18 protein-coding genes are annotated in these 19,232 nt (G+C 68.7%); 6 read left to right on the top strand and 12 right to left on the bottom strand.

Translation table 11 applies throughout. The features are described from left to right. Positions 1-5: 5 nt before the first annotated feature. Both sppA and NJQ98_RS04000 read right to left on the bottom strand, forming a co-directional pair. Entirely contained in the window at positions 6-1,004 is a 999-nt protein-coding gene (gene sppA / locus NJQ98_RS04005; protein WP_262175917.1) for a signal peptide peptidase SppA, read from the bottom strand. After that, positions 1,004-1,738 carry a proteasome assembly chaperone family protein gene (locus NJQ98_RS04000; RefSeq protein WP_262175914.1) on the bottom strand — a complete coding sequence of 245 codons (735 nt, stop codon included), beginning with the start codon at positions 1,736-1,738 and terminating at the stop codon, positions 1,004-1,006. The genes sppA and NJQ98_RS04000 overlap by 1 nt, the downstream gene beginning before the upstream one ends. Positions 1,739-2,177: 439 nt before the next feature. On the opposite strand from NJQ98_RS04000, the gene NJQ98_RS03995 reads away from it, so the two are divergent. Next, a complete protein-coding gene (locus NJQ98_RS03995) occupies positions 2,178-3,086 on the top strand; it encodes an RsmB/NOP family class I SAM-dependent RNA methyltransferase (protein ID WP_262175912.1) in 909 nt (302 codons plus the stop codon). After that, positions 3,083-3,586 (top strand): DUF7122 family protein, encoded by a 504-nt coding sequence (locus NJQ98_RS03990; protein WP_262175908.1) that lies wholly within the window; start codon positions 3,083-3,085, stop codon positions 3,584-3,586. The genes NJQ98_RS03995 and NJQ98_RS03990 overlap by 4 nt, the downstream gene beginning before the upstream one ends. Positions 3,587-3,596: 10 nt before the next feature. Here NJQ98_RS03990 and NJQ98_RS03985 read toward each other — a convergent pair whose 3' ends face one another. From NJQ98_RS03985 to NJQ98_RS03960, 6 genes are all read right to left on the bottom strand, one after another. Then, positions 3,597-3,806, bottom strand: a complete 210-nt coding sequence (locus NJQ98_RS03985) for a dodecin family protein (RefSeq protein WP_262175905.1) — start codon at positions 3,804-3,806, stop codon at positions 3,597-3,599. Between the two features lie 95 nt (positions 3,807-3,901). After that, complete coding sequence (locus NJQ98_RS03980; protein WP_262175903.1) at positions 3,902-5,446, bottom strand: DUF790 family protein; 1,545 nt, start codon at positions 5,444-5,446, stop codon at positions 3,902-3,904. A gap of 69 nt (positions 5,447-5,515) precedes the next feature. After that, positions 5,516-5,932, bottom strand: coding sequence for a hypothetical protein (locus NJQ98_RS03975; RefSeq protein ID WP_262175900.1), 417 nt, complete (start codon positions 5,930-5,932; stop codon positions 5,516-5,518). 186 nt (positions 5,933-6,118) lie between these two features. Further along, complete coding sequence (locus tag NJQ98_RS03970) at positions 6,119-7,270, bottom strand: DUF7344 domain-containing protein (RefSeq protein ID WP_262175898.1); 1,152 nt, start codon at positions 7,268-7,270, stop codon at positions 6,119-6,121. A gap of 117 nt (positions 7,271-7,387) precedes the next feature. Continuing rightward, complete coding sequence (locus NJQ98_RS03965; RefSeq protein WP_262175896.1) at positions 7,388-9,862, bottom strand: GAF domain-containing protein; 2,475 nt, start codon at positions 9,860-9,862, stop codon at positions 7,388-7,390. 177 nt (positions 9,863-10,039) lie between these two features. Continuing rightward, positions 10,040-11,374, bottom strand: coding sequence for a DEAD/DEAH box helicase (locus NJQ98_RS03960; RefSeq protein WP_262178729.1), 1,335 nt, complete (start codon positions 11,372-11,374; stop codon positions 10,040-10,042). A 390-nt stretch (positions 11,375-11,764) separates the two neighbouring features. On the opposite strand from NJQ98_RS03960, the gene NJQ98_RS03955 reads away from it, so the two are divergent. Both NJQ98_RS03955 and dnaK read left to right on the top strand, forming a co-directional pair. Continuing rightward, positions 11,765-12,427, top strand: a complete 663-nt coding sequence (locus NJQ98_RS03955) for a nucleotide exchange factor GrpE (RefSeq protein WP_262175893.1) — start codon at positions 11,765-11,767, stop codon at positions 12,425-12,427. Positions 12,428-12,596: 169 nt separating this feature from the next. Beyond that, positions 12,597-14,510: a molecular chaperone DnaK gene (gene dnaK / locus NJQ98_RS03950; RefSeq protein WP_262175892.1), complete on the top strand. Its 1,914-nt coding sequence runs from the start codon at positions 12,597-12,599 to the stop codon at positions 14,508-14,510. A gap of 98 nt (positions 14,511-14,608) precedes the next feature. Here dnaK and NJQ98_RS03945 read toward each other — a convergent pair whose 3' ends face one another. Next, complete coding sequence (locus tag NJQ98_RS03945; RefSeq protein ID WP_262175890.1) at positions 14,609-15,121, bottom strand: hypothetical protein; 513 nt, start codon at positions 15,119-15,121, stop codon at positions 14,609-14,611. A gap of 169 nt (positions 15,122-15,290) precedes the next feature. On the opposite strand from NJQ98_RS03945, the gene dnaJ reads away from it, so the two are divergent. After that, positions 15,291-16,439 (top strand): molecular chaperone DnaJ, encoded by a 1,149-nt coding sequence (dnaJ, locus tag NJQ98_RS03940; RefSeq protein WP_262175889.1) that lies wholly within the window; start codon positions 15,291-15,293, stop codon positions 16,437-16,439. A 39-nt stretch (positions 16,440-16,478) separates the two neighbouring features. Then, complete coding sequence (locus tag NJQ98_RS03935) at positions 16,479-17,234, top strand: hypothetical protein (protein WP_262175887.1); 756 nt, start codon at positions 16,479-16,481, stop codon at positions 17,232-17,234. Here the strand turns inward: NJQ98_RS03935 and NJQ98_RS03930 are convergent. From NJQ98_RS03930 to NJQ98_RS03920, 3 genes are all read right to left on the bottom strand, one after another. Continuing rightward, positions 17,226-17,411 carry a DUF7333 family protein gene (locus tag NJQ98_RS03930; RefSeq protein WP_220586753.1) on the bottom strand — a complete coding sequence of 62 codons (186 nt, stop codon included), beginning with the start codon at positions 17,409-17,411 and terminating at the stop codon, positions 17,226-17,228. The genes NJQ98_RS03935 and NJQ98_RS03930 overlap by 9 nt on opposite strands. 39 nt (positions 17,412-17,450) lie before the next feature. Beyond that, a complete protein-coding gene (locus NJQ98_RS03925) occupies positions 17,451-18,191 on the bottom strand; it encodes a hypothetical protein (protein ID WP_262175883.1) in 741 nt (246 codons plus the stop codon). 172 nt (positions 18,192-18,363) lie between these two features. Then, positions 18,364-19,155 carry an aldo/keto reductase gene (locus NJQ98_RS03920; RefSeq protein WP_262178727.1) on the bottom strand — a complete coding sequence of 264 codons (792 nt, stop codon included), beginning with the start codon at positions 19,153-19,155 and terminating at the stop codon, positions 18,364-18,366. Between the last annotated feature and the right edge of the window lie 77 nt (positions 19,156-19,232).

Raw genomic sequence — 19,232 nt, 5'->3', positions numbered from 1 at the left:
CGCGCTTACTGTCGGAACGAGAGCCCGTCGACGTCGCCCTGGAAGGCGCTCGTGAGGCCGGCCCCGAGCGAGAACGCGACGGCCTGGGCGCCGCCGCGGAGCTTCGACCGGAGCCCCCGCTGGGGCTCGAACTCGGCGACGGTGACCGGCTCGCCCAGCTGGGACTGGAGGCGGCCCTCGACGTCCTCGCGGGTCCCGATGTCGTCGACCAGCCCCATCTCGTTGGCTTCCGCGCCGAGGAACACGCGGGCCTCCGTCTCCCGGACCTCGGCCTCGTCCAGCTCCCGGCCCTCGGCGACGGTCTCGACGAACTGGTCGTAGTAGTCGTCGATGAGCCCCTGGAGGTACTCGCGTTCGTCCTCCTCGAACTCCTTCAGGGGCGTCCCCGCGTCCTTGTACTCGCCGGCGGCGAGTCGCTCGTAGGACAGCCCTACCCGGTCGGCGAGCTCCTTGGCGTTGACCCGCGAGCCGATGACGCCGATGGAGCCGACGATGGACCCCTCGCGGGCCCACAGCTCGTCACAGCCGGCGGCGATGTCGTAGCCGCCGCTGGCACAGACGTCCGTGGCGTAGGCGACCGTCGGCCCGTCGAAGGACTCGGCGGCCAGCCGGATGTCCTCGCTGGGGACGATTTGCCCGCCCGGCGTGTTGAGCTTCAGCAGGAGCGCGTCGGCGCCGTGGTCGTCGTCGGCGCGCTCTATCTGCTCGACGATGTCGTCCGCGCCGGGGCTGGTCGGCGGGCTGGCGATACCGCCACCGCCGCCGTCCCGCGTTATCGGCCCCTCGACGGCGACCTCCGCGACGTTGTGGCTCGGCACGAGCGAGCCCGCGACGTTGCTCGCGATGCGGGCGCCGGCCAGCGCCGCCACGAGGACGAACAGGACGCCCAGCAGGTCGGTGAGCGTGGCGGGGAAGACGACGAAGACCAGCGCGCCGGCGACGACGGCGACGAGCGTCCCCAGGAGGACGAGGCCCAGCCGGACTAGCGAATCGGCGTCGACCATCACTGGAACCCCAGCGGGCGCGCGCTCGTCGACTCCTCGCCGCCCTGTTGCATCTGCTGGGCCAGCCGGGCCTTCGTCTGTCGTATCTCCTCGGCCTGCTCGGCCAGCGTCGCGGTGTCGACCTCGATTCCCGCGAGGGGAGCGATGCCGGTATCCAGCAAGGCGCCCGCGGCTTCGGGGTCCGGGAACTGCGGGTCCGCCTCGACCACGAGGCCGACGCTGGTCAGTCCCACCCGCTGGGCCTCGTGGACGAGCGCGCCGGTCGGTCCGGTTATCGCGCCCGATTCGGTGGGCGTCGCCACGTCGACCTCGGAGAGCAGCGCCGCCCCGTCGCCCGTCGCGATGCCGTACAGCGACGGCGCCTCCTCGCGCTCGGACGGCATGCCGCTGAGGAAGACCGGCATCACGTCGTCGTGCTCGAACCACTCGACGATACAGCCGGCAAACGCCTCGGCGGCTTCCGGCGAGACCGGCGCGTCGCTCTTGAGCACCAGCAGGTCCCGCTCGGCGTCGGCATAGAGCCGCACCGGGCCCCGAACGTCCGGGTCCCCTTCGCTGTAGACGGCGATTTCGGGCAGCCCGTCACACCGGGCGGTCCCGTAGTGGACCATGTCGTACTCTTCGACCAGGTGGTCGGCCGCCAGCTTGCCGACGAGGCCGACCCCGGGCAACCCCTCGACGAGCGTCGGCGCGTCGAGTTCGATGTCGTCGCGGTGTATCTCTACGTGTGCCATACGCTGATTGTGGTCGGCTGGCCGCTTCAAAGGCAGGGCTGCTAGCAGACGTAGGCACCGCTGGTGCCGGGAACAGTACCACGAACGTGTACCGCCAGAAAGCCCCGAGCGGCTACGGTCCCACGACTCGTTGTGCTCCTCGGCCTCCGGCCTGCGGTACTTACTTCGTCGGGGTTCCCGTAGCCGCTCGCCCCTTTCAGTCCGCCCGTAGCCGGTTAGCCAAACAGCGCTGGGCGGGAGTGAAAGGGGCGACCCGTTCGGCGAAGGCGGGCGACGTAAGCACCGAGCGAGTGGTACGAGCGAGGCGCGCAGCGAGCCCCCCGAGTCGAACGGGTCGGGACTTTCTGGCGGGTCAAACGGCACGGGTTGCCGTTGGTACCGCTCACGTCTGTTCCGAGCTTCGAAACGCACAAGCGCCCCCCTCGCAAACCCCGTTTCAATGGAACCACCGGAGCGGTACCGACCCATCGTCGACGACTTCGAGGCGTTCCGGGCGGCCTGCGAGCGGCCCCTCCCCTCGGCGATTCGGGTCAACACCATCAAGGCCACCGTCGAGGACGTCAGGACGGCCCTGGACGAGGCCGGCGTCGCCTACGAGCCGGTCGACTGGCACGACGAGCTGTTCGTCCTGCCCGACTCTTCGCCGGGGGCGAACTGGCCGTACTTCCACGGCTGGATTCACGGGCAGGAGGAGGTGTCGGCGGTGCCGGCGAGCGTCCTCGCCCCTGAGCCCGGCGAGCGGGTGTGGGACGCCTGCGCCGCGCCGGGAAGCAAGGCGACCCAGCTGGCCGCGCTGCTGGACGACCGCGGCGAGGTGGTCGCGACCGACACCAACCTCGGACGCATCTCGGCGCTGCGGACCAACACCGAGCGCCTGGGCGCGACGAACATCGCCGTCACCCACGAGGACGCACGGAACCACACGCTCAAGCCCTTCGGCGGGGCCGAGTACGACCGCGCGCTGGTCGACGTGCCCTGCTCCTGTGAGGGGACCATCCGGAAGAACCCCGACGCCTTCGAGGAGTGGTCGATGTCCCACGTCCGGGGCATCTCCGGCGTGCAGAAGGACATCCTCGAACGCGCGGTGCAGGCCACGAAGGCCGGCGGCACGGTCGTCTACTCGACGTGTACGTTCGCCCCCGAGGAGAACGAGGCCGTCCTGGACCACGTCCTCGCCGAGGAGGACTGCGAACTGGTCGCGTTCGAGCTGGGCCTCGACCACCGCGAGGGCGTCACCGAGTGGCAGGGTTCGGAGTTCGACCCGAGCGTCCGGAAGGCAAAGCGCATCTACCCGCACTTCAACGACACGGGCGGGTTCTTCTGTGCGAAGCTGGAGGTCGGCGCATGAACGACAGCACGAAGTTCACCCGGTTGCCCGCGACCGAGGCCGAGCGCGACGAGGCCGAGCGGGCGACCCGCGAGGAAGTGCTGGCGTTCTGGGACGAGCGCTTCGGCGTCCCGCCCGAGACGTTCGCGGACCACACGTTCTGGGAGCGGGGCAAGGGGAAACTCTGGTGTTACCGGGGCGAGCCGCCGTCGCCCGTCGACATCGAGGCCCTGGGGATGACCTTTCTGCGGACGCGCCAGGAACACTGGAAGCCGACGCTCGAAGCGGTCCAGCGGTTCGGCCAGCACGCGAGCGAGTGTGTCATCCACCTCTCCGAGAGCGAGGCCGAGACCTTCGTCGCCGGCGACGACCAGGAGCTCGACTGGGACGGCGACTGGGGGTATCTCGTCGTCACCCACGACCTCGCCGGGCGCCGCGAGCCCGTCGGCGTGGGACTGTACGTCTACGGCGAGCTCCGCTCGCAGGTGCCCAAAGGTCGGCGGCGGGAGCTAGACGGGTAGCCGCTCGCCGCTACTGCTCGCGGTGGATGCGGAAGGCGACCTCGACGGTGGCCTTGTACTCCGTTATCCCGCCGTCATCGACGCTGGCCGTCCAGCTCTCGACTTCGACGCCGTGGATGTCTTCGATGGTCTCGTCGGCCTCAGCGACGGCCTCGCGGGCCGCGTCCTCCCAGGATTCGGTCGACGTACCCAGAATCTTGACGATTTTGACTGCGCTCATACCAGCCAAAGCGGGGACCGACAGCGGCCTAACTATGGACCGGTTAGCGCCCACGCCGCTCGGTAACGCCGGCCTATCACCGACGGCGAGCGGGATTACTCCGACCGCTCCCGGACCGTCCCGCCGCTCAGGCCGTCCCACTCGATGCGGTAGCCCAGCCGCGAGAGGACGGCCCCGTCGTCGTCGATACCGTACTCGTCCAGGACGGCCTCGACGGCCGACAGCGACATGCCGGGCTCGATTCGGTCGGCCACCGAGTCCAGCACCGCCGGGCGAATCAGGGTGCGGCCGACCCGCTCGTGGTCGGGGAAGGACTTGTCCTCGATGGCGTCCTCGCTGACGCCGTACTCGCTCGCCAGCGCCGACAGCGACACGGCGTCGGCGTCGGGCCGGAGTGCCTCGGGGAGGTCGGCGGCGGACTCGGCGACCAGTTCGTCCTCGTAGGGCCGCAAGGCGTCGCGGATGTCTTTCACGCGGATGGTCCCCGAGTACGGAATCGCGCGGTGGTCGCGGGCCTCGATTGCCTCGCCCACGCCGAGGCTCTCGTCGACGGCGACGAGCATCGTCACGTCGTCGACGTCGGCCAGCCGGTCCAGTTTCTTCTGGACGTACTCGGGCGTCCAGAACCCCATCACCTCGAAGAAGATTCGGCGCTCGGTGGCACCGCTGGCGGTGTCGCGGACCTCGCCGTCGCTGCCCGGCCGCCAGTCGAACGCGAAGTCCGGGATGACGACGTGTTCGCCGGCTGCGAGAGGGTCGGGCTCGCGGACCAGTTCCCAGTCCAGCCCCAGAGACGAGAAGCGGGCGGCGAAGTCGGCCTCGACGCCGCTGTCGTAGCTCACGTCGGTGACGGGGTCGACGCCGGGGACCGATACGTCCGCTTCGGTGAGCCTGAGCTTCCGTTCGGTCCCGCGGTCGTCGATGGTCGCCGAGAGCGTCCACTCGCCGGTCCCGGCGACGGTCCGCAACAGGCGGGCGAAGCGGGTCCCGTACCGGCGCGTGTTCGAGAAGATGGCGTCGGGGCCGGTGATGACGACTTCCCGCCCCTCGGGGGTCTTTCGAATCTCGTACATGAGCCGGAGCCGCTTGACCGCCGAGACGACGGCCTTCGGGTCCGACGAGCGCACCCGAACCTCGGTGGCGTCGAACAGGGCCGTCTGCGCAAGCGAGAGGTTGTACTGCGCGAGGAGTTCGGCCGGCGACCAGCGGGCGTCCACGTCAGTCAGGACCTGTCGGTCCTCTAGGTCGGCATACAGCGACGCGTCGAGCGTATCGGCGTCGATACCGAGCCCGTCGGCCGCCCGGGAAAGCGCCACCTCGCGTTCGCTCTCGGTGACGACGCCGACCGCTTCGGCGGCTTCGAACGCCCGTTTTCGCGCCCGCTCGGGCGGCACCGGCGCGCGCGTCTCGAAGGTCGCCTCGCGTTCGACGAGCTTCGCGAACCCCCGGACGAGCTTGAAGTCCTCGGCCTCCCCCTCCAGGTCGGTGAGCGCCGCCCCGAGAGTCTCGCGGGACTCCCCGACGTGGCCCTGATAGACGCCCAGTACCCGGGCGGCGAGGGGCTCGTGGCCGTCGTCGGCGAACTGCGGGTGGTAGCCGCCGCCGGCCCGCGACACCCGCAGGAGCTCCTTCGTCAGCACGGGCGGGAGTGGGGGACGACGGTACAAAAAACGACCGCGCCGCCGGGACCCCCGCCTTCGCTCGGCAGTTCACTCCGAGTCGTCGTGGGGCGGCTCGCCTCCTCGTCGCTTCCACTCGCGCTCCTGGCGGCGTTCGGTGAGGTGGCGCTGCCCGTCGGCCAGCTCCTCGCGGACCCGCCGCTCGTAGTCTGTCGCGTCCGCGAGGATGCCGGATTCGAACGTCTCCAGGAGGTCGTACGTCCAGCGGTCCTCGATGGCGCCCCGCGGCAACAGTTCGTCGCGCAACTGGTCGGCCAGTTCCGCGTGGCCGGCTTCGCGCAAGGTCGCCTCGGCGTCGTGGAGGTGGTCCATCGCGTGCCCGGTCGCGTGGTGGACTTCGATGAGCGTGCCGTGGGCCCGTCGGAGCCACTCGACGCCCAGCTCGGCGCTGTGAAGCGCGTCCAGTTCGCTCTCGCTGAGCGCCGGCGCGTCGTCAGAATCTGTCATATGGCCGACTAGTGGGCCGCGCTGTATAGCTGTGGCGGCGCCGGACTGTGGCTCGGCCGCTGAACGGGTCACCGCTACTCGACGCAACGGCTGTGTCAGGGCGCCGAACGCGTGGATGTCACAACCAGGAACGCCACCGCTCGGTGCGGGCCCCGGGGAGGAGAGCGGCCCTGCTGACACCGCCCCCTACAGGGGAATCTGTTTCAGGAAGTCCTCGCTCTGGGCGTCGAGGTGGTCGAGCCGGTCGCCGAGGAGCTGGCGCAACAGCGTGACGAGCGTGTTGTCCGGCCCCTCGCCGGTGAGCGCCATCTCCCGGTAGCCCCCCGAAATCGGTTCCCCCAGCGTTCCCAGCAGGACGGCTTCGCGGTCGGCCAACACCAGCCGGCCGACCTTCTCCCGTTCCGGCGGGAGGTTCATCCAGTCGAGCTGGGGCTCCCAGATGACGACCTCCGGCAGTTCCTCGCGGACGAGGTCGCGCACCCCGGCGGACTGTGTGCCTAGATACACGTCGACGCCGCGGTCGAGCGCGTCCGCCAGCCGGCTCACACAGCCCTCGTCAAGCAGCCCGTCCGTCGTGATGAGCAGGAACAGCTCCTCGTCGGCCCGTTCGAACAGCGACTGGCCGCGCGAGACGATGTCGTCACGGCCCTCGATGGCCCAGGTGTCCGGCATCTCCCGCCCGGGCTGGGCCGTCACCGCGGGCCCTATGTCGAACCAGTCGGCGTCGAGTTCCGGGTGGCCGACGTAGCTGACCGTCTCGCCGTCGACTTCGACGATTCCGACCCGTTCGAGCAATGGCAGATGGGTGTGGGAGAGCGAGGCGAGCACGTCCGCCGCGTCGCTGTCCGGGGCCGACTGCATCGCCTGTTCCCGGCTCGCGACTCGCCGGGCGAGCGCCTCGCGGTCGATGTCGACCGCGGACTCGATTACGGACAGGGCGACGCGCCGCCGGACCGGCTCAATCGCCTCCAGGGCGGCGTCGGCCCCGTCCGCGTCGATGTCGAGCATCCGCCGGATAGACTCGACGCCTAACGCGGGGTGGTCGGCCCCGGCGACCGCCCCCTCGTCTACGTCCCACTCGACGAGGTCGGCTTCGTCGAGTTTGGGGAGGTGGGCGTGGTGAAGACGGAGACGGACGCGGTCGCGCTCCTCGTGAGTCACGTCGACGAGCGACTTCCCGGCGAGCGTGGCGGCTGTCGTCGTCGCCAGTTCGTCGGTCGAAATCGGGGCAGTCCGGTCCCGCAGGACGGACAGCACGACCCGGCGGGGGCGGTCTGTGATACACGCGAGCACGTCGTCGACCGGGACACGTCGGGGGGTAGGTAAGCTCTCGTTCATTGTACCTGTTGTAGGAGACAGATGTGGTTATACTGACAGCCTAAGTGTCTTGGCTCGCACTTACCGAGGAGCAACGATACGGCCTGTTACCGGTTCTGTAGGCCCTTTTGGAGTAATCTAGCGCTTCTGGCCGGTATCGTCCAACAGTCGGCTGAACGCCTGGCGTTCGGCGCTCCGGAGGTGCTGGTGGAAGGTCGGGTCCGCGATACCCATCGCGTCGGCGAGGTCGGCCGCGCTCCGTTCGCGGGGCCACTCGAAGTAGCCGCCGAAGTACGCCGCTTCGAGGGCGTCCCGCTGGCGCTCGGTCAGCGGCGAGAGCGCGTCGTCGGCGTCAGTCCCGGCGGGTTCGAGTGTCGCTCGGCGCTGTAAGGAGACACGCAGCGCCGGGTAGCTCGACTCTAACTGCTCGACGACCGCGTTGACCTCGACCGTCTGGGGGAATTCGACGGTGGTCACCACGGACGACTCGTCCAGCACGCCGCCCCGAATCCGACCGCCGAAAGCCGAGACGAGGGTGCTGATGGGCGGGTCGTTCCACGTGATTTCGACGCGTGATTCGCCCCCGTCTTCGTCGAGCCGGGAGACCGACTCGACCACGTCCGCCGACGCCAGCGTGTCGACGTCGTCGGTCGGCAGCGACGCGTACATCAGGAACTGCCCGCCGCTGACCGGAATCATCCGGTCGAACCGAAGCCGGCCGCTGAAGGGCGCGTCGAACGCGAACAGGTCGCCGATGCCGTCTATCTGGAGTTCGACTTCCGTCACGAGGTCCGAGTGGAGGGCCTGGCGCTGGGTCGCCGACATGATGGCGTGACCGGTGAGCTGCCCGAGCGTATCGAACACGTCACTGACGCCCGGGACGAACGCGTTCGGCTCGCCCGCGTACACCCCGAGAAGGCCGAACGTGGTCTGTCGGTACGTGAGGGGGACGGCGGCCACTGAGTGAAAGCCACACGACAGGGCGGCCTCGCGCCACGGCGCGAACCGGTCGTCCGTTGCCACGTCCGAGACAATCTGTGTCCGCCCGCTTCGGATGGCTTCGCCGCCGAGCCGGCTCTGTTCACCGTCCCGTAACTGGACGGTCACCTCGTCCAGATACCCGCCCTCGTTGCCGGCGTAGGTGGTGGGCGTGAGCGTGCGGTCGGGCAGCTCGGCGGTCCCGACCCACGCGAACTCGTAGGTGTCCAGCTCGACGAAGCGGTCACAGACCGTCCGTTCGATTTCCTCGCGCGTCGACTGGCTGACGACCGCCTGCTGGATATCCTGTACCACGCGGTAGACCTGCGTGATAGCGTTGAGCTGGCCCCGCTGGTCCTCTATCTGCCTGATTCGCTCGTACCGGTCGATGGCCGACGCCAGGACGTTCGCGACGCTCTCGATGGCGTGGGTGTCGGCCTCAGTGAACTCCCGGGGCTCCGTGTCGAAAGCGGCGAGGACGCCCCAGGGGTCCTCCGGCGACCCGACAGTGACGCTGAGGCCGCTCCGGACGCCCCGTTCGGCCATGCGCTCGGGCACGTCGAAGCGGGTTTCGGTCTCGGTGTCCGCGACGACGACCGGCCCGCCGGAATCGAGCGTGTACCCGGCCTGCGTCTCGCCGGCGGCCGCCGGAATACGCGCGCTGTCGACGAGTTCGTCGATGGGGGCGGTCGCCGCGCGGAGCGTGAGGACCTCGGAGGCCCCGTCGAGTTCCAGCACCGTGCCGATGTCGGTGTCGAGCATCTCCGCGAGGACGGTTACCGCCTCCGAGAGGAGGTCGGTCTCCGACGTGGTTTCGAGGGCGTGGCGACCGAGCCGTGCGATGGCCGCCTGCTGGTCGAGACGGCGAACCGCCTCGGCCTCCGCGGTTTTTCGCGGTGTGATATCCCGGAACAGGCCGACGAAGTACCGCTCGCCGTCCATCGTGAAATCGTTGAACGAGATGCCGAGAGGCACCTCGTGACCGTCGGCGTGTTGCCCGGGGAGTTCGACGTACGACCAGTCGATGTTGCGCTCGCCGGTCTCGAGGTAGCGGTCGATGGCGGCCAGATGTGACTCCCGGAGCCGGGGCGGGATGATGTCAAGTTTGCTGCCACCGACCAGTGACTCCGGCCGGTGGCCCAGGATAGTCTCGACCGCGGGGTTCGCGTAGGTGACGTTGCTCTCCGTATCGAGGACGATGACGCCGTCGGGGATGGCTTCAGCGAGCGAGAAAAACGACTGGGCCCACGGGGCGACCGCCACTGATTGGGTCACGTCACCGTGACCCGTGACACGTCTAACCACACCCACGAACCCCTCGTCGTCGGCGCCGAGGGGTCTGAGTCGGAGTTCGCAGGGGACGACCCCGGCCGATTCCCTCGCGAGCGGGACGACCCCGGACACGACGGCCGGCTCGCCCGCCGCTGTGCGGTCGAGGAGCTCCGCGACGAGCGACGCCACGTCGCCCCCCGGGAACACCTCATCGCCCGATGCGCCCGTTATCGCCGTCCGCTCGTAGCCGGTGAGTGCGGTGAAACCGGCGTTTACTTCCGTGAGCTCGCCCGTCCGCGCGATACCGACGATACCTATCTCCGCCCGCTCGGCGAGCCGGGCGAGTTCCGGCGTGGACTCCACATCCGACCGCTCGACCTCCGCAGAACCGTCACGCTGGGTGTCCATCGGTGAGTGAGTGAACAGTCGATACGTACCGGACGCGTAAGAGCGCGAGGTGTCCGTTGGCCACCGGTTGACACTGACGAGCGTACCAATTCGATGCACTGGACCAGCAGTCGGTTCGAAGCACGGACGTCGCTACCGCCGCCGTCGTGCCACCCGCTCCTCGGCGGTCTCCTCGGTGACGAGTTCGTACAGCAGCGCCCGCGACCCGTCGGCCTTCGGCCGCAGAATCCGGCCCAGTCGCTGGGTGAACTCCCGCTCGGAGCCGCTGCCGGAGAGGACGACGGCTACGTTAGCGTCGGGGACATCGACGCCCTCGTCCAATACGTTCGCCGTCACGACCCGGGAGTAGGTGCCGTCCCGGAACCGCTCTAGAATCTCGCGCCGTTCGCTCGCGCCCGTCTCGTGGGTGATAGCGGGTATCAGGAACCGCTCGGAGAGCCGGTAGACGAGGTCCGTGTAGGCCGTGAAGACGATGACGCGGTCCCCGCGATGGTGGTCCAGAATGTCGGCCAGCCTGTCGACCTTCCGCTGGGCATTCATCATCACCTCGCGGGCGCGCTGCTTGGCGAGCAGGGCCTCGCGGGCCTGCGGGTCGGTGCCCGACCGTTTCACGAGTTCCTGGTAGTCACTCCCCGACCGGAGCTGAATGTTCGACTGTTTCAGGTAGTCGGTAAAGGTCCCCTGGTGCTGTTCGTATCGCTCGCGCTCGGCGTCGGTCAGGGCGACCGCGACGTGCTTGATGTCGTAGTCGGCCAGATGCTCGCCGGCCAGTTCGTCCACGTCGACACGCTGGGCCAGCGGGCCGACGAGGTCCTCGATGACCTCGTGGGCGCCGTCGGGTCGCTCGAACGTCGCGGTGAGGCCCAGCCGCGCCGGCGCGGCCAGCAATCGGGCGATGTCGCGGTAGCCCTCGCCGCCGAGGTGGTGGACCTCGTCGAAAACGACCAGCCCGAAGCGGTCTCCCAGTTCGTCGGCCCGGAGATACGCCGAGTCGTAGGTCGCGACCGTGACGCGCTCGACGCGCTGTTCGCCCCCGCCCAGCCGGCCGACGGGGCGCTGAAACTCGGTCTCCAGCTCCCGCTGCCACTGCTCCAGTAAGTCGATGGTCGGGACCACGACCAGCGCCGGGACGCCCAGAGCCACCATCGCCGCGATGCCGATGACCGTCTTCCCGCTCCCCGTGGGTAGCTCCAGACAGCCCCGGTCGCCGGCCGCCCGCCAGCTATCGAGCGCGTCCTGCTGGTACTCGCGGAGCTCGTACGTCGTCGAGAGGTCGACCGGCGCGGTGTCCAGCACCTGGTCGTCGTAGTCGCGCCCGCGCTCGGTCAGCGCGTCGAGGAGGTCGGCGTACCGAAAGGCCGGCGCGCGGGCGCTCTTGGAGCGGTCGTCGCGCTCGACGCCGGGCAGGTCCGCCGGCACGTCACCCGTGATTCGGATGGTCCCCTCCTCGAAGGTCAGCTCCAGCACGGTCAGGGGTTCGGTGAGCCCCCCGATAACGGTTTCGCGGCTAGCAAACGCAGTCGTGGGGATAATCGAGACTGCGACCGTGCGGAACGCGCCAGCAGTGTCCACCAGCTACTCTGCGACCAGCCAGAAAGTCCCGCCCATGCGGTTGACCAACCGGCTACGGGTGGACTGAAAGGGGCGAGCGGCTACGGGAACCCCGACGACGCAAGCACGTGAGCGAAGCGAACGCGCGCAGCGAGGCGCGGGACCGTAGCCGCTCGGGGCTTTCTGGCTGTCTTCGGTTCGCGCATTCGTAGGGTAGCTCTGTTCGTTCGCGGCGCGGCGAATCCAGTCAGTAGTTCCTAGCCCGTTTTCTGAATCCTTTTATTCGCGTGACCACTCCCTACGGGTATGAGTGAGCAGGACGCAGCCGACGAGGCGACGACATCCGACGACGGGGATGCCGACGTCGACATCGAGGACGCGCCCGAGGGCGTCGACACCGACGAGATAGACCTCGACGCCGCCGCGGGCGAGGCCGGCGCGGACCTCGTCGAGCGGGTCGCCGAGTCCGACCCCGAGGAAATCGCCCGCGAGCTCGCGGCGCTGCGGAGCCAGAACGACTCCCTGGAGGCCGAAATCGAGGAGCTGGAGAGCGAGGCCGAGGAGCTCGAAGAGAAGCTCAAGCGCAAGCAGGCGGAGTTCCAGAACTACAAGAAGCGGATGAAAAAGCGCCGCGAGGAGGAGAAACAGCGGGCAACGGAGGACCTCGTGAGCCGGATTCTGGACGTGCGGGACAATCTCGAACGCGCGCTGGAACAGGACGAGGACACCGAGATTCGCAGCGGCGTCGAGTCGACGCTGCGCCAACTCGACGACGTGTTGCAGGCCGAAAACGTCGAGGTCATCGACCCCGAGCCGGGCGAGGACGTGGACCCGACCCAGCACCAGGTGCTCGCCAACGTCGAGAGTGAGGAGGAACCGGGCGCTATCGCGGACGTTCACCGCCCCGGCTACGAGATGGCCGACAAGGTGCTGCGAGAGGCGCAAGTCACGGTCAGTAAAGACGAATAGCCACGCGGCGTGGCCGCTCCCGGAGCGGTCGGATTGCGGTGCATAATAACGGCACCGGTTAGAGCCCCGCAGAATCGAGAAAACCGCAAGCAGGCGGCCACTGCCAGCGGTTTGGCAGTCGTCGCATCTAGCAACTTTTAACCGGCCGAGTCCGGTACAACTGGGTAAGATGGCGAGCAACAAGATTCTGGGTATCGACCTCGGGACCACGAACAGCGCGTTCGCGGTCATGGAAGGTGGCGACCCCGAAATCATCGTCAACGCGGAAGGCGAGCGGACGACCCCCTCCGTCGTCGCCTTCGACGACGGGGAGCGCCTCGTCGGCAAGCCCGCGAAGAATCAGGCCGTAAAGAACCCCGAACAGACCATTCAGTCCATCAAGCGTCACATGGGCGAGGACGACTACTCGGTGACGCTGGACGGCGAGGAGTACACGCCCGAGCAGGTCTCGGCGATGATCCTCCAGAAGATCAAACGGGACGCCGAGGAGTACCTCGGCGACGAGATCGAGAAGGCCGTCATCACGGTCCCCGCCTACTTCAACGACCGACAGCGCCAGGCGACCAAGGACGCCGGCGAGATCGCCGGCTTCGAGGTCGAGCGCATCGTCAACGAGCCCACCGCGGCCGCGATGGCCTACGGGCTCGACGACGAGTCCGACCAGACGGTTCTCGTCTACGACCTCGGTGGCGGTACCTTCGACGTCTCCATCCTCGACCTGGGCGGGGGCGTCTACGAGGTCGTCGCCACGAACGGGGACAACGACCTCGGGGGCGACGACTGGGACCACGCTATCATCGACTATCTCGCCGACGAGTTCGAGAGCGAACACGGCGTCGACCTGCGCGATGACCGCCAGGCCCTCCAGCGGCTGACCGAGGCCGCCGAGGAAGCGAAGGTGGAGCTCTCCTCGCGCAAGGAGACACGCATCAACCTCCCCTTTATCGCGACGACCGACGACGGTCCGCTGGACCTCGAACAGAAGATTACGCGTGCGAAGTTCGAGAGTCTCACCGAGGACCTCATCGACCGGACGGTGGGCCCGACGGAGCAGGCGCTCTCTGACGCCGGCTACGACAAGAGCGACATCGACGAGGTCATCCTCGTCGGCGGCTCGACGCGGATGCCCCAGGTCCAGGACAAGGTCGAGGAGATGACCGGCCAGGAGCCCAAAAAGAACGTCAACCCCGACGAGGCCGTCGGGCTGGGCGCGGCCATCCAGGGCGGCGTGCTCTCGGGTGACGTCGACGACATCGTCCTGCTCGATGTGACGCCGCTGTCGCTCGGCGTCGAGGTCAAGGGCGGCCTCTTCGAACGACTCATCGACAAGAACACCACGATTCCGACCGAGGAATCGAAGATATTCACGACCGCACAGGCCAACCAGACGCAGGTCCAGATCCGCGTCTTCCAGGGCGAACGGGAGATCGCCGAGGAGAACGAACTGCTCGGCGCCTTCGCGCTCTCCGGTATCCCGCCGGCCCCCGCCGGCACGCCCCAGATTGAGGTCTCCTTCAACATCGACGAGAACGGCATCGTCAACGTCGAAGCCGAGGACAAGGGCTCGGGCAACAAGGAGGACATCACCATCGAGGGCGGCGCCGGCCTCTCCGACGAGCAGATAGAGCAGATGCAGGAGGAGGCCGAGGAACACGCCGAGGAGGACGAGGAACGCCGCAAGGAAATCGAGGCCCGCAACGAGGCCGAGGCCGCCGTCCGCCGCGCCGAGACCCTCATCGAGGAGAACGAGGAGGACCTCGACGCCGACATCATCGAGGACATCGAAGCCAAGGTCGAGGACGTCGAGGAGACCCTCGCGGACGAGGACGCCGGCCGCGAGGACTACGAGGACGTCACCGAGGAGCTCAGTGAAGCGCTCCAGGAAATCGGCAAGCAGATGTACGACGGCCAGGCCCAGCAGGCCGCAGGCGGCGCAGCGGGCGCCGGTGCCGCAGGCGCCGCGGGCGGTGCGGCCGGACCCGGCGGTGCCGGTCCCGGTGGCGCCGCAGGCGGCGCGGCCGGCCAGGGCGAGGAGTACGTCGACGCCGACTTCGAAGACGTCGACGAAGACGACGAGGAGTAAGCCGAGTCGCTTTCATCGGCTCGAAAACAGGGCGGGGACTTTCTACGCGTACCGGTGACCGGTCGCAAGACGGCGGGATTCTGCGTTCTAGACGACGCTCAGCCCGTCGCGTTCCCGATAGTGACCGTCTCGAGCGTCTCGGTCCGGGTCCCGGGCGCGCCGGTCAGCCGCCCGGTCCAGACCACCGCGACGGTGTCACCGGGTTCGAGGTAGAAGCCGACGGAGCCGTCGGCGTCGAGGTAGTCACCGTCGCCGTCGGCGTCGACGCGCGGGTCGTCGACGGCGAAGCTGTCGCCCTCGGCGACCGGGAGCGTCGACTCGTTGGCCCACAGGAGCCGCGTCCTCGCGTCGGTGTCGGCGTCGGTGACTACCACGGCGACGGACTGCGTGGTCCCGTCGGACAGGCGGTCGCCGCCGGCGTGGGTCACCGTCGCCGTCCCCGTCGCGTTGTCGTAGCTCCCCTCGAAGTCGGCGGTCGGCGCCGCGGTCCGGAAGTCGACGCCCGGTCCGACGACGAGAGCGGCCAGCGCGGCGACGACCAGGGCCGCGGCTCCCCAGACGGCGATGCGCTCTACGGTCACCGCGCCGCGGGCCTCCGGCCTGGCACTCATTGTGCGGACTGTCGCCCGGGGGCAAAATAAGCGCCCCGGTCGGCGCGACGCCGTCCGTGCCGAGCGTCGTGTGCGGTGGCGGACATCGTCTGTGGACGGTCGGCCGAGGGGGCCGTATCCCCGACCCGTTCTTTTCAAGTAGCGCAAGCCAGTACCAGTCACACAACCAATGAGCCAGGATTTCTACGAGATACTGGGTGTCTCCCGGGACGCCTCCGAGGACGAGATACAGGAGGCCTACCGGCAGAAGGCCCGGGAGTACCACCCGGACGTCAGCGACGACCCGAACGCCGAGGAGAAGTTCAAGAAGGCGAAGAAGGCAAAGGAGGTCCTGACCGACGAGGAGAAACGGCAGATGTACGACCAGATGGGTCACGACCGCTTCGAGCAGGCCGAGAAGCGCGGCGGCGCCGGCGGCGGTGGCGGCGGCATGGGCGGCGCCGGGGGCGTCGGCGGTGCCGGCGGCTTCGACATGCAGGACATCTTCGACCAGTTCTTCGGCGGCGGTGGCCGCGGCGGTCGCGGCGGCTCGCGGCGCCGGCAGGGCCAGGACCTCCAGACGCGCCTGACCATCGACCTCGAAGAGGCCTACAACGGCGCCGAAAAGCAGATAACCGTCACGCGCCCGGAGACCTGCGACGACTGCGACGGCAAGGGCCACCCGCCCGACGCCGACTCGGAGACCTGTCCGGAGTGTAACGGCCAGGGCCAGACGACGCGTGTCCAGCAGACCCCGATGGGGCGGGTCCAACAGACCGCGACCTGTCGACGCTGTGAGGGCGAGGGGACGCTGTACGACGAGACCTGCTCGACCTGCCGGGGCGACGGCACCGTCCGTAACGAGGCGACGCTGGAAGTCGACATCCCGTCGGGCATCGCCGACGGACAGACGCTGCGGATGGAGCGGGAGGGCGCCCCCGGCGAGAACGGCGGCCCCAACGGCGACCTCCTCATCCAGGTGTCCGTGCGGGACCACCCCGACTTCGAGCGCGAGGGCGACGACCTCAAGTACGACCACGCTATCTCGTTCCCGCAGGCGGTCTTCGGCGACACCATCACCGTCCCCACCCTCGACGGCGACGTGGAAGTCGACGTGCCGAGCGGCACCCAGAGCGGCGAGGTGTTCCGGCTGGAGGACAAGGGGATGCCCCGCCTGCGCCGACGCGGCAGCGGCGACCTCTACGTGCAGGTGCAGGTCGTGACCCCCGATAGCCTCAACAGCGAGCAGAAGGAGGCCCTCGAAGCCTTCGCCGAGGCCGGCGGCGAGGAGGTCGAGGTCGAGGAAGGGTTCTTCGAGAAGCTCAAGAACTCCCTCTGATTTCGGCTCTCTTTTGTCCGGTCACTGCCAAGGTCCGACATGCACACGCTGAGTGACCTGGTCGCGGCGGGTCGTGAGCGCGACGGAGTGTTCTTCTCGACGCCGGAGCGGTCGGCGCCGTACAGCTACCGGGACTTCTGTACGAACGTCTGGAAGGGCGGGAACCTCATGCGCCACTACGGGGTCCGCGAGGGGATGGAAGTCGCCGTCGTCGTCGGGCCGAAGAACCCGGTCGAGGGGGACGAACCGGGCTATCTCCGGGACTGTCCGGACGGGCTGCTAGCGGTGCTGGCGGCGACGCTGGACGGTGCGGTCGCGGACATCGCACCCGGCGTCGAGGTCGACGCGACGGCGCTGGTCGCGCCGGCGGCGTGGCTCGACCGCTACGAGCTGGCGCCGGGGACGAAGGCCCTTTCCTACGGCGGTCCGAGCGACGACCCGACGGTCGCGGGGTTCGAGCGCGAGCTGTGGAGCGAGAACCCGCTCCAGCCGCCGGGCGAGCGCACGCCGGACGACCCCGCCCTGCGAGACGCCGATGGGACCTACAGCCACGGCGAGCTACTCGCGGCGGGCGAACGAGTGGTCGAGGAGTACGGTATCGACGCGGAGACGACCGTCGCCGTCCGGGCGCCGGTCACCTCGGCGGGGACCGTCGTCACTGGGATACTCGCGCCGCTTCGAGTGGGCGCGACGGTTCGCTTTGGCGACGACGCGGCGAGCGACGTGGCCGTCGCCGGCGACGAGGGCGACGTGCCGGAGAAAACGGTTATTCGACCGGGGGAGGTCTCAGTGTGAGGCGCGGTACTCGCCGTGTTTGACGCCAAGCAGCAGCGTCACGACGCCGAACACGAGCAGGCCGCCGAGTACCATCATCACCGTGCTGGTCGTCATCGGGCTCATCAGCGTCCCGACCGCGAGGACGCCGAACAGGACGAGGAAGGCCACGGCCGTCTTCAGCGCGTCTAGTTCCATACGGGCGCGGATTAGGCTCGGAGACCCATAGCCGTTACTTTACTCGGTGGGGCGAACGAGGTCAGCAAGCGACACCAGCGTCCCGAGCGCCCAGCCGATGGGAAAGGAGATGGCGAGCCACATGATGACGTAGCCGAGACCCTCCAGTTCGAACGTCCGGGAGAACGTCTCGGCGAGGCCGACGGGGGCCAGGGCGTTGTCGAGCAGCCACTGGGCCAGCGCGGTGCTGTTCGGGAGTACGACGGCGGCCAGCGTCTTCGAGAACAGCGCGGCCACGACCGGCGGGAGGAAGATGGCCGTCACGGCGAATGGGTAGGCGAGGAGGACCGTCGTGACCCGGCCGCCGGCCGACTTCGTCCCGACGGCCAGCGCGGCCGAGACGGTCGCGACGCCGCCGGCGAGGGCGATGGCCAGGAAGCCACCGGCGATGAGGTCGAGCTGAAACCGGGCCAGCGCGGCGAGCCCGCCCCAGACCACGAGCGAGAGGGCGACGACGCCGAGCAGGCCGAGGCTGGCCGCGGTGCGGCCGATACGGCGGGTCTGGAACCGGACGAACGCGCCCAGAAGCACCAGCGGGTACACCAGCGCGATGACCGGCACCCCGAGCGCCGACCAGACGCGATACCCGATTCTGCCGAGCTGGCTGTCCGGCTGCCAGGTGCCCAACACCGTGTCGCCCGCGCCCCGCTGGCGGGGGTAGACGAGCTCCATCCACGTCTCGTGTAACCGCCGGAGGTCGATTCGAAGACCGGCGAGTACCCCGTTGCTCCCGACTGACATACGTGCCAGTTTACCCCTCCCCGTGGTAAAGCTTTCAGGCCCCGTCGAAAGAGACAGCACAGAAAAGCGGCCGACTGCGATAGATAGTCTTCCCGGCCGCCCCGCCACAGGCCGGTGCACGTCACGATTTGCCGCCCGTCGCAGACGCCGGAGTCGGCGATACGCTACGGTATCAGTCCCAGGCGTCGGGACCGAAGTCCGGGTCGACCTTGCGGTCCTCGCGGTCGATGTCGTCGATGCGCTCGATTTCGGCGTCGCTGAGTTCGAGGTCGAGGCTCCGCCAGTTGTCCGCGATGTGGTCGCGGCCGGTCGCCTTCGGGATGGCCGTGACGCCCTTCTCGTTGAGCCACGCCAGGCTGACCTGGGCGGCGCTCGCGTCGTGGTCGTCGGCGATGTCGGTCAGCACGTCGCTCTCGAAGACGTCGCCGCGGGCCAGCGGCGAGTAGGCGACGAGTTCGTAGTCGTGCTCCTCGGCGTGGGCGCGCAGCTCCTCCTGCTGGAGGAACGGGTGGAGTTCGACCTGGTTGGCAAACAGCGGCGCGTCGAGAATCTCCATGGCCTCCTCGACGTGGTGGGGTTCGAAGTTCGAGACGCCGACGTTCTCTATCTTGCCCTGGTCGTAGAGCTCGTCGAAGGCGGCCAGGGTCTCCTCGGCGTCGTAGGCGCCGGCCGGCCAGTGGACGTACAGCAGGTCGACGGCGTCGACGCCGAGGTCGTCCAGGCTCTGCTCGGCCGTCTCGTGGACGTCTTCGGCCGCGAGGTTCGCGTTCCAGACCTTCGTCGCGAGGAAGATATCCGCGCGGTCCACGTCGGCGGCAGCCAACCCGTCGCCGACGGCGTCCTCGTTGCCGTAGGCCTGGGCGGTGTCGATGTGTCGATACCCCATCTCCAGGGCGGTCTCGACGCTGTCGGTACACTCGCTTGGGTCGTCGTTTTGCCAGGTTCCGAGCCCGAGCATGGGCATACCGCTGGCGCGAGCGACGCTATCGGCTGATGGCGTCTGTTGTGACATCACCGTTACTAACGGGTTCGCGGCTGAAA

Origin of the sequence: Haloarcula laminariae, assembly GCF_025457605.1 — an archaeon.
GTDB lineage: Archaea > Halobacteriota > Halobacteria > Halobacteriales > Haloarculaceae > Haloarcula > Haloarcula laminariae.
The sequence above is the reverse complement of the archived record's forward strand: the minus strand, read 5'-3'. Positions and strand labels throughout refer to the sequence as shown.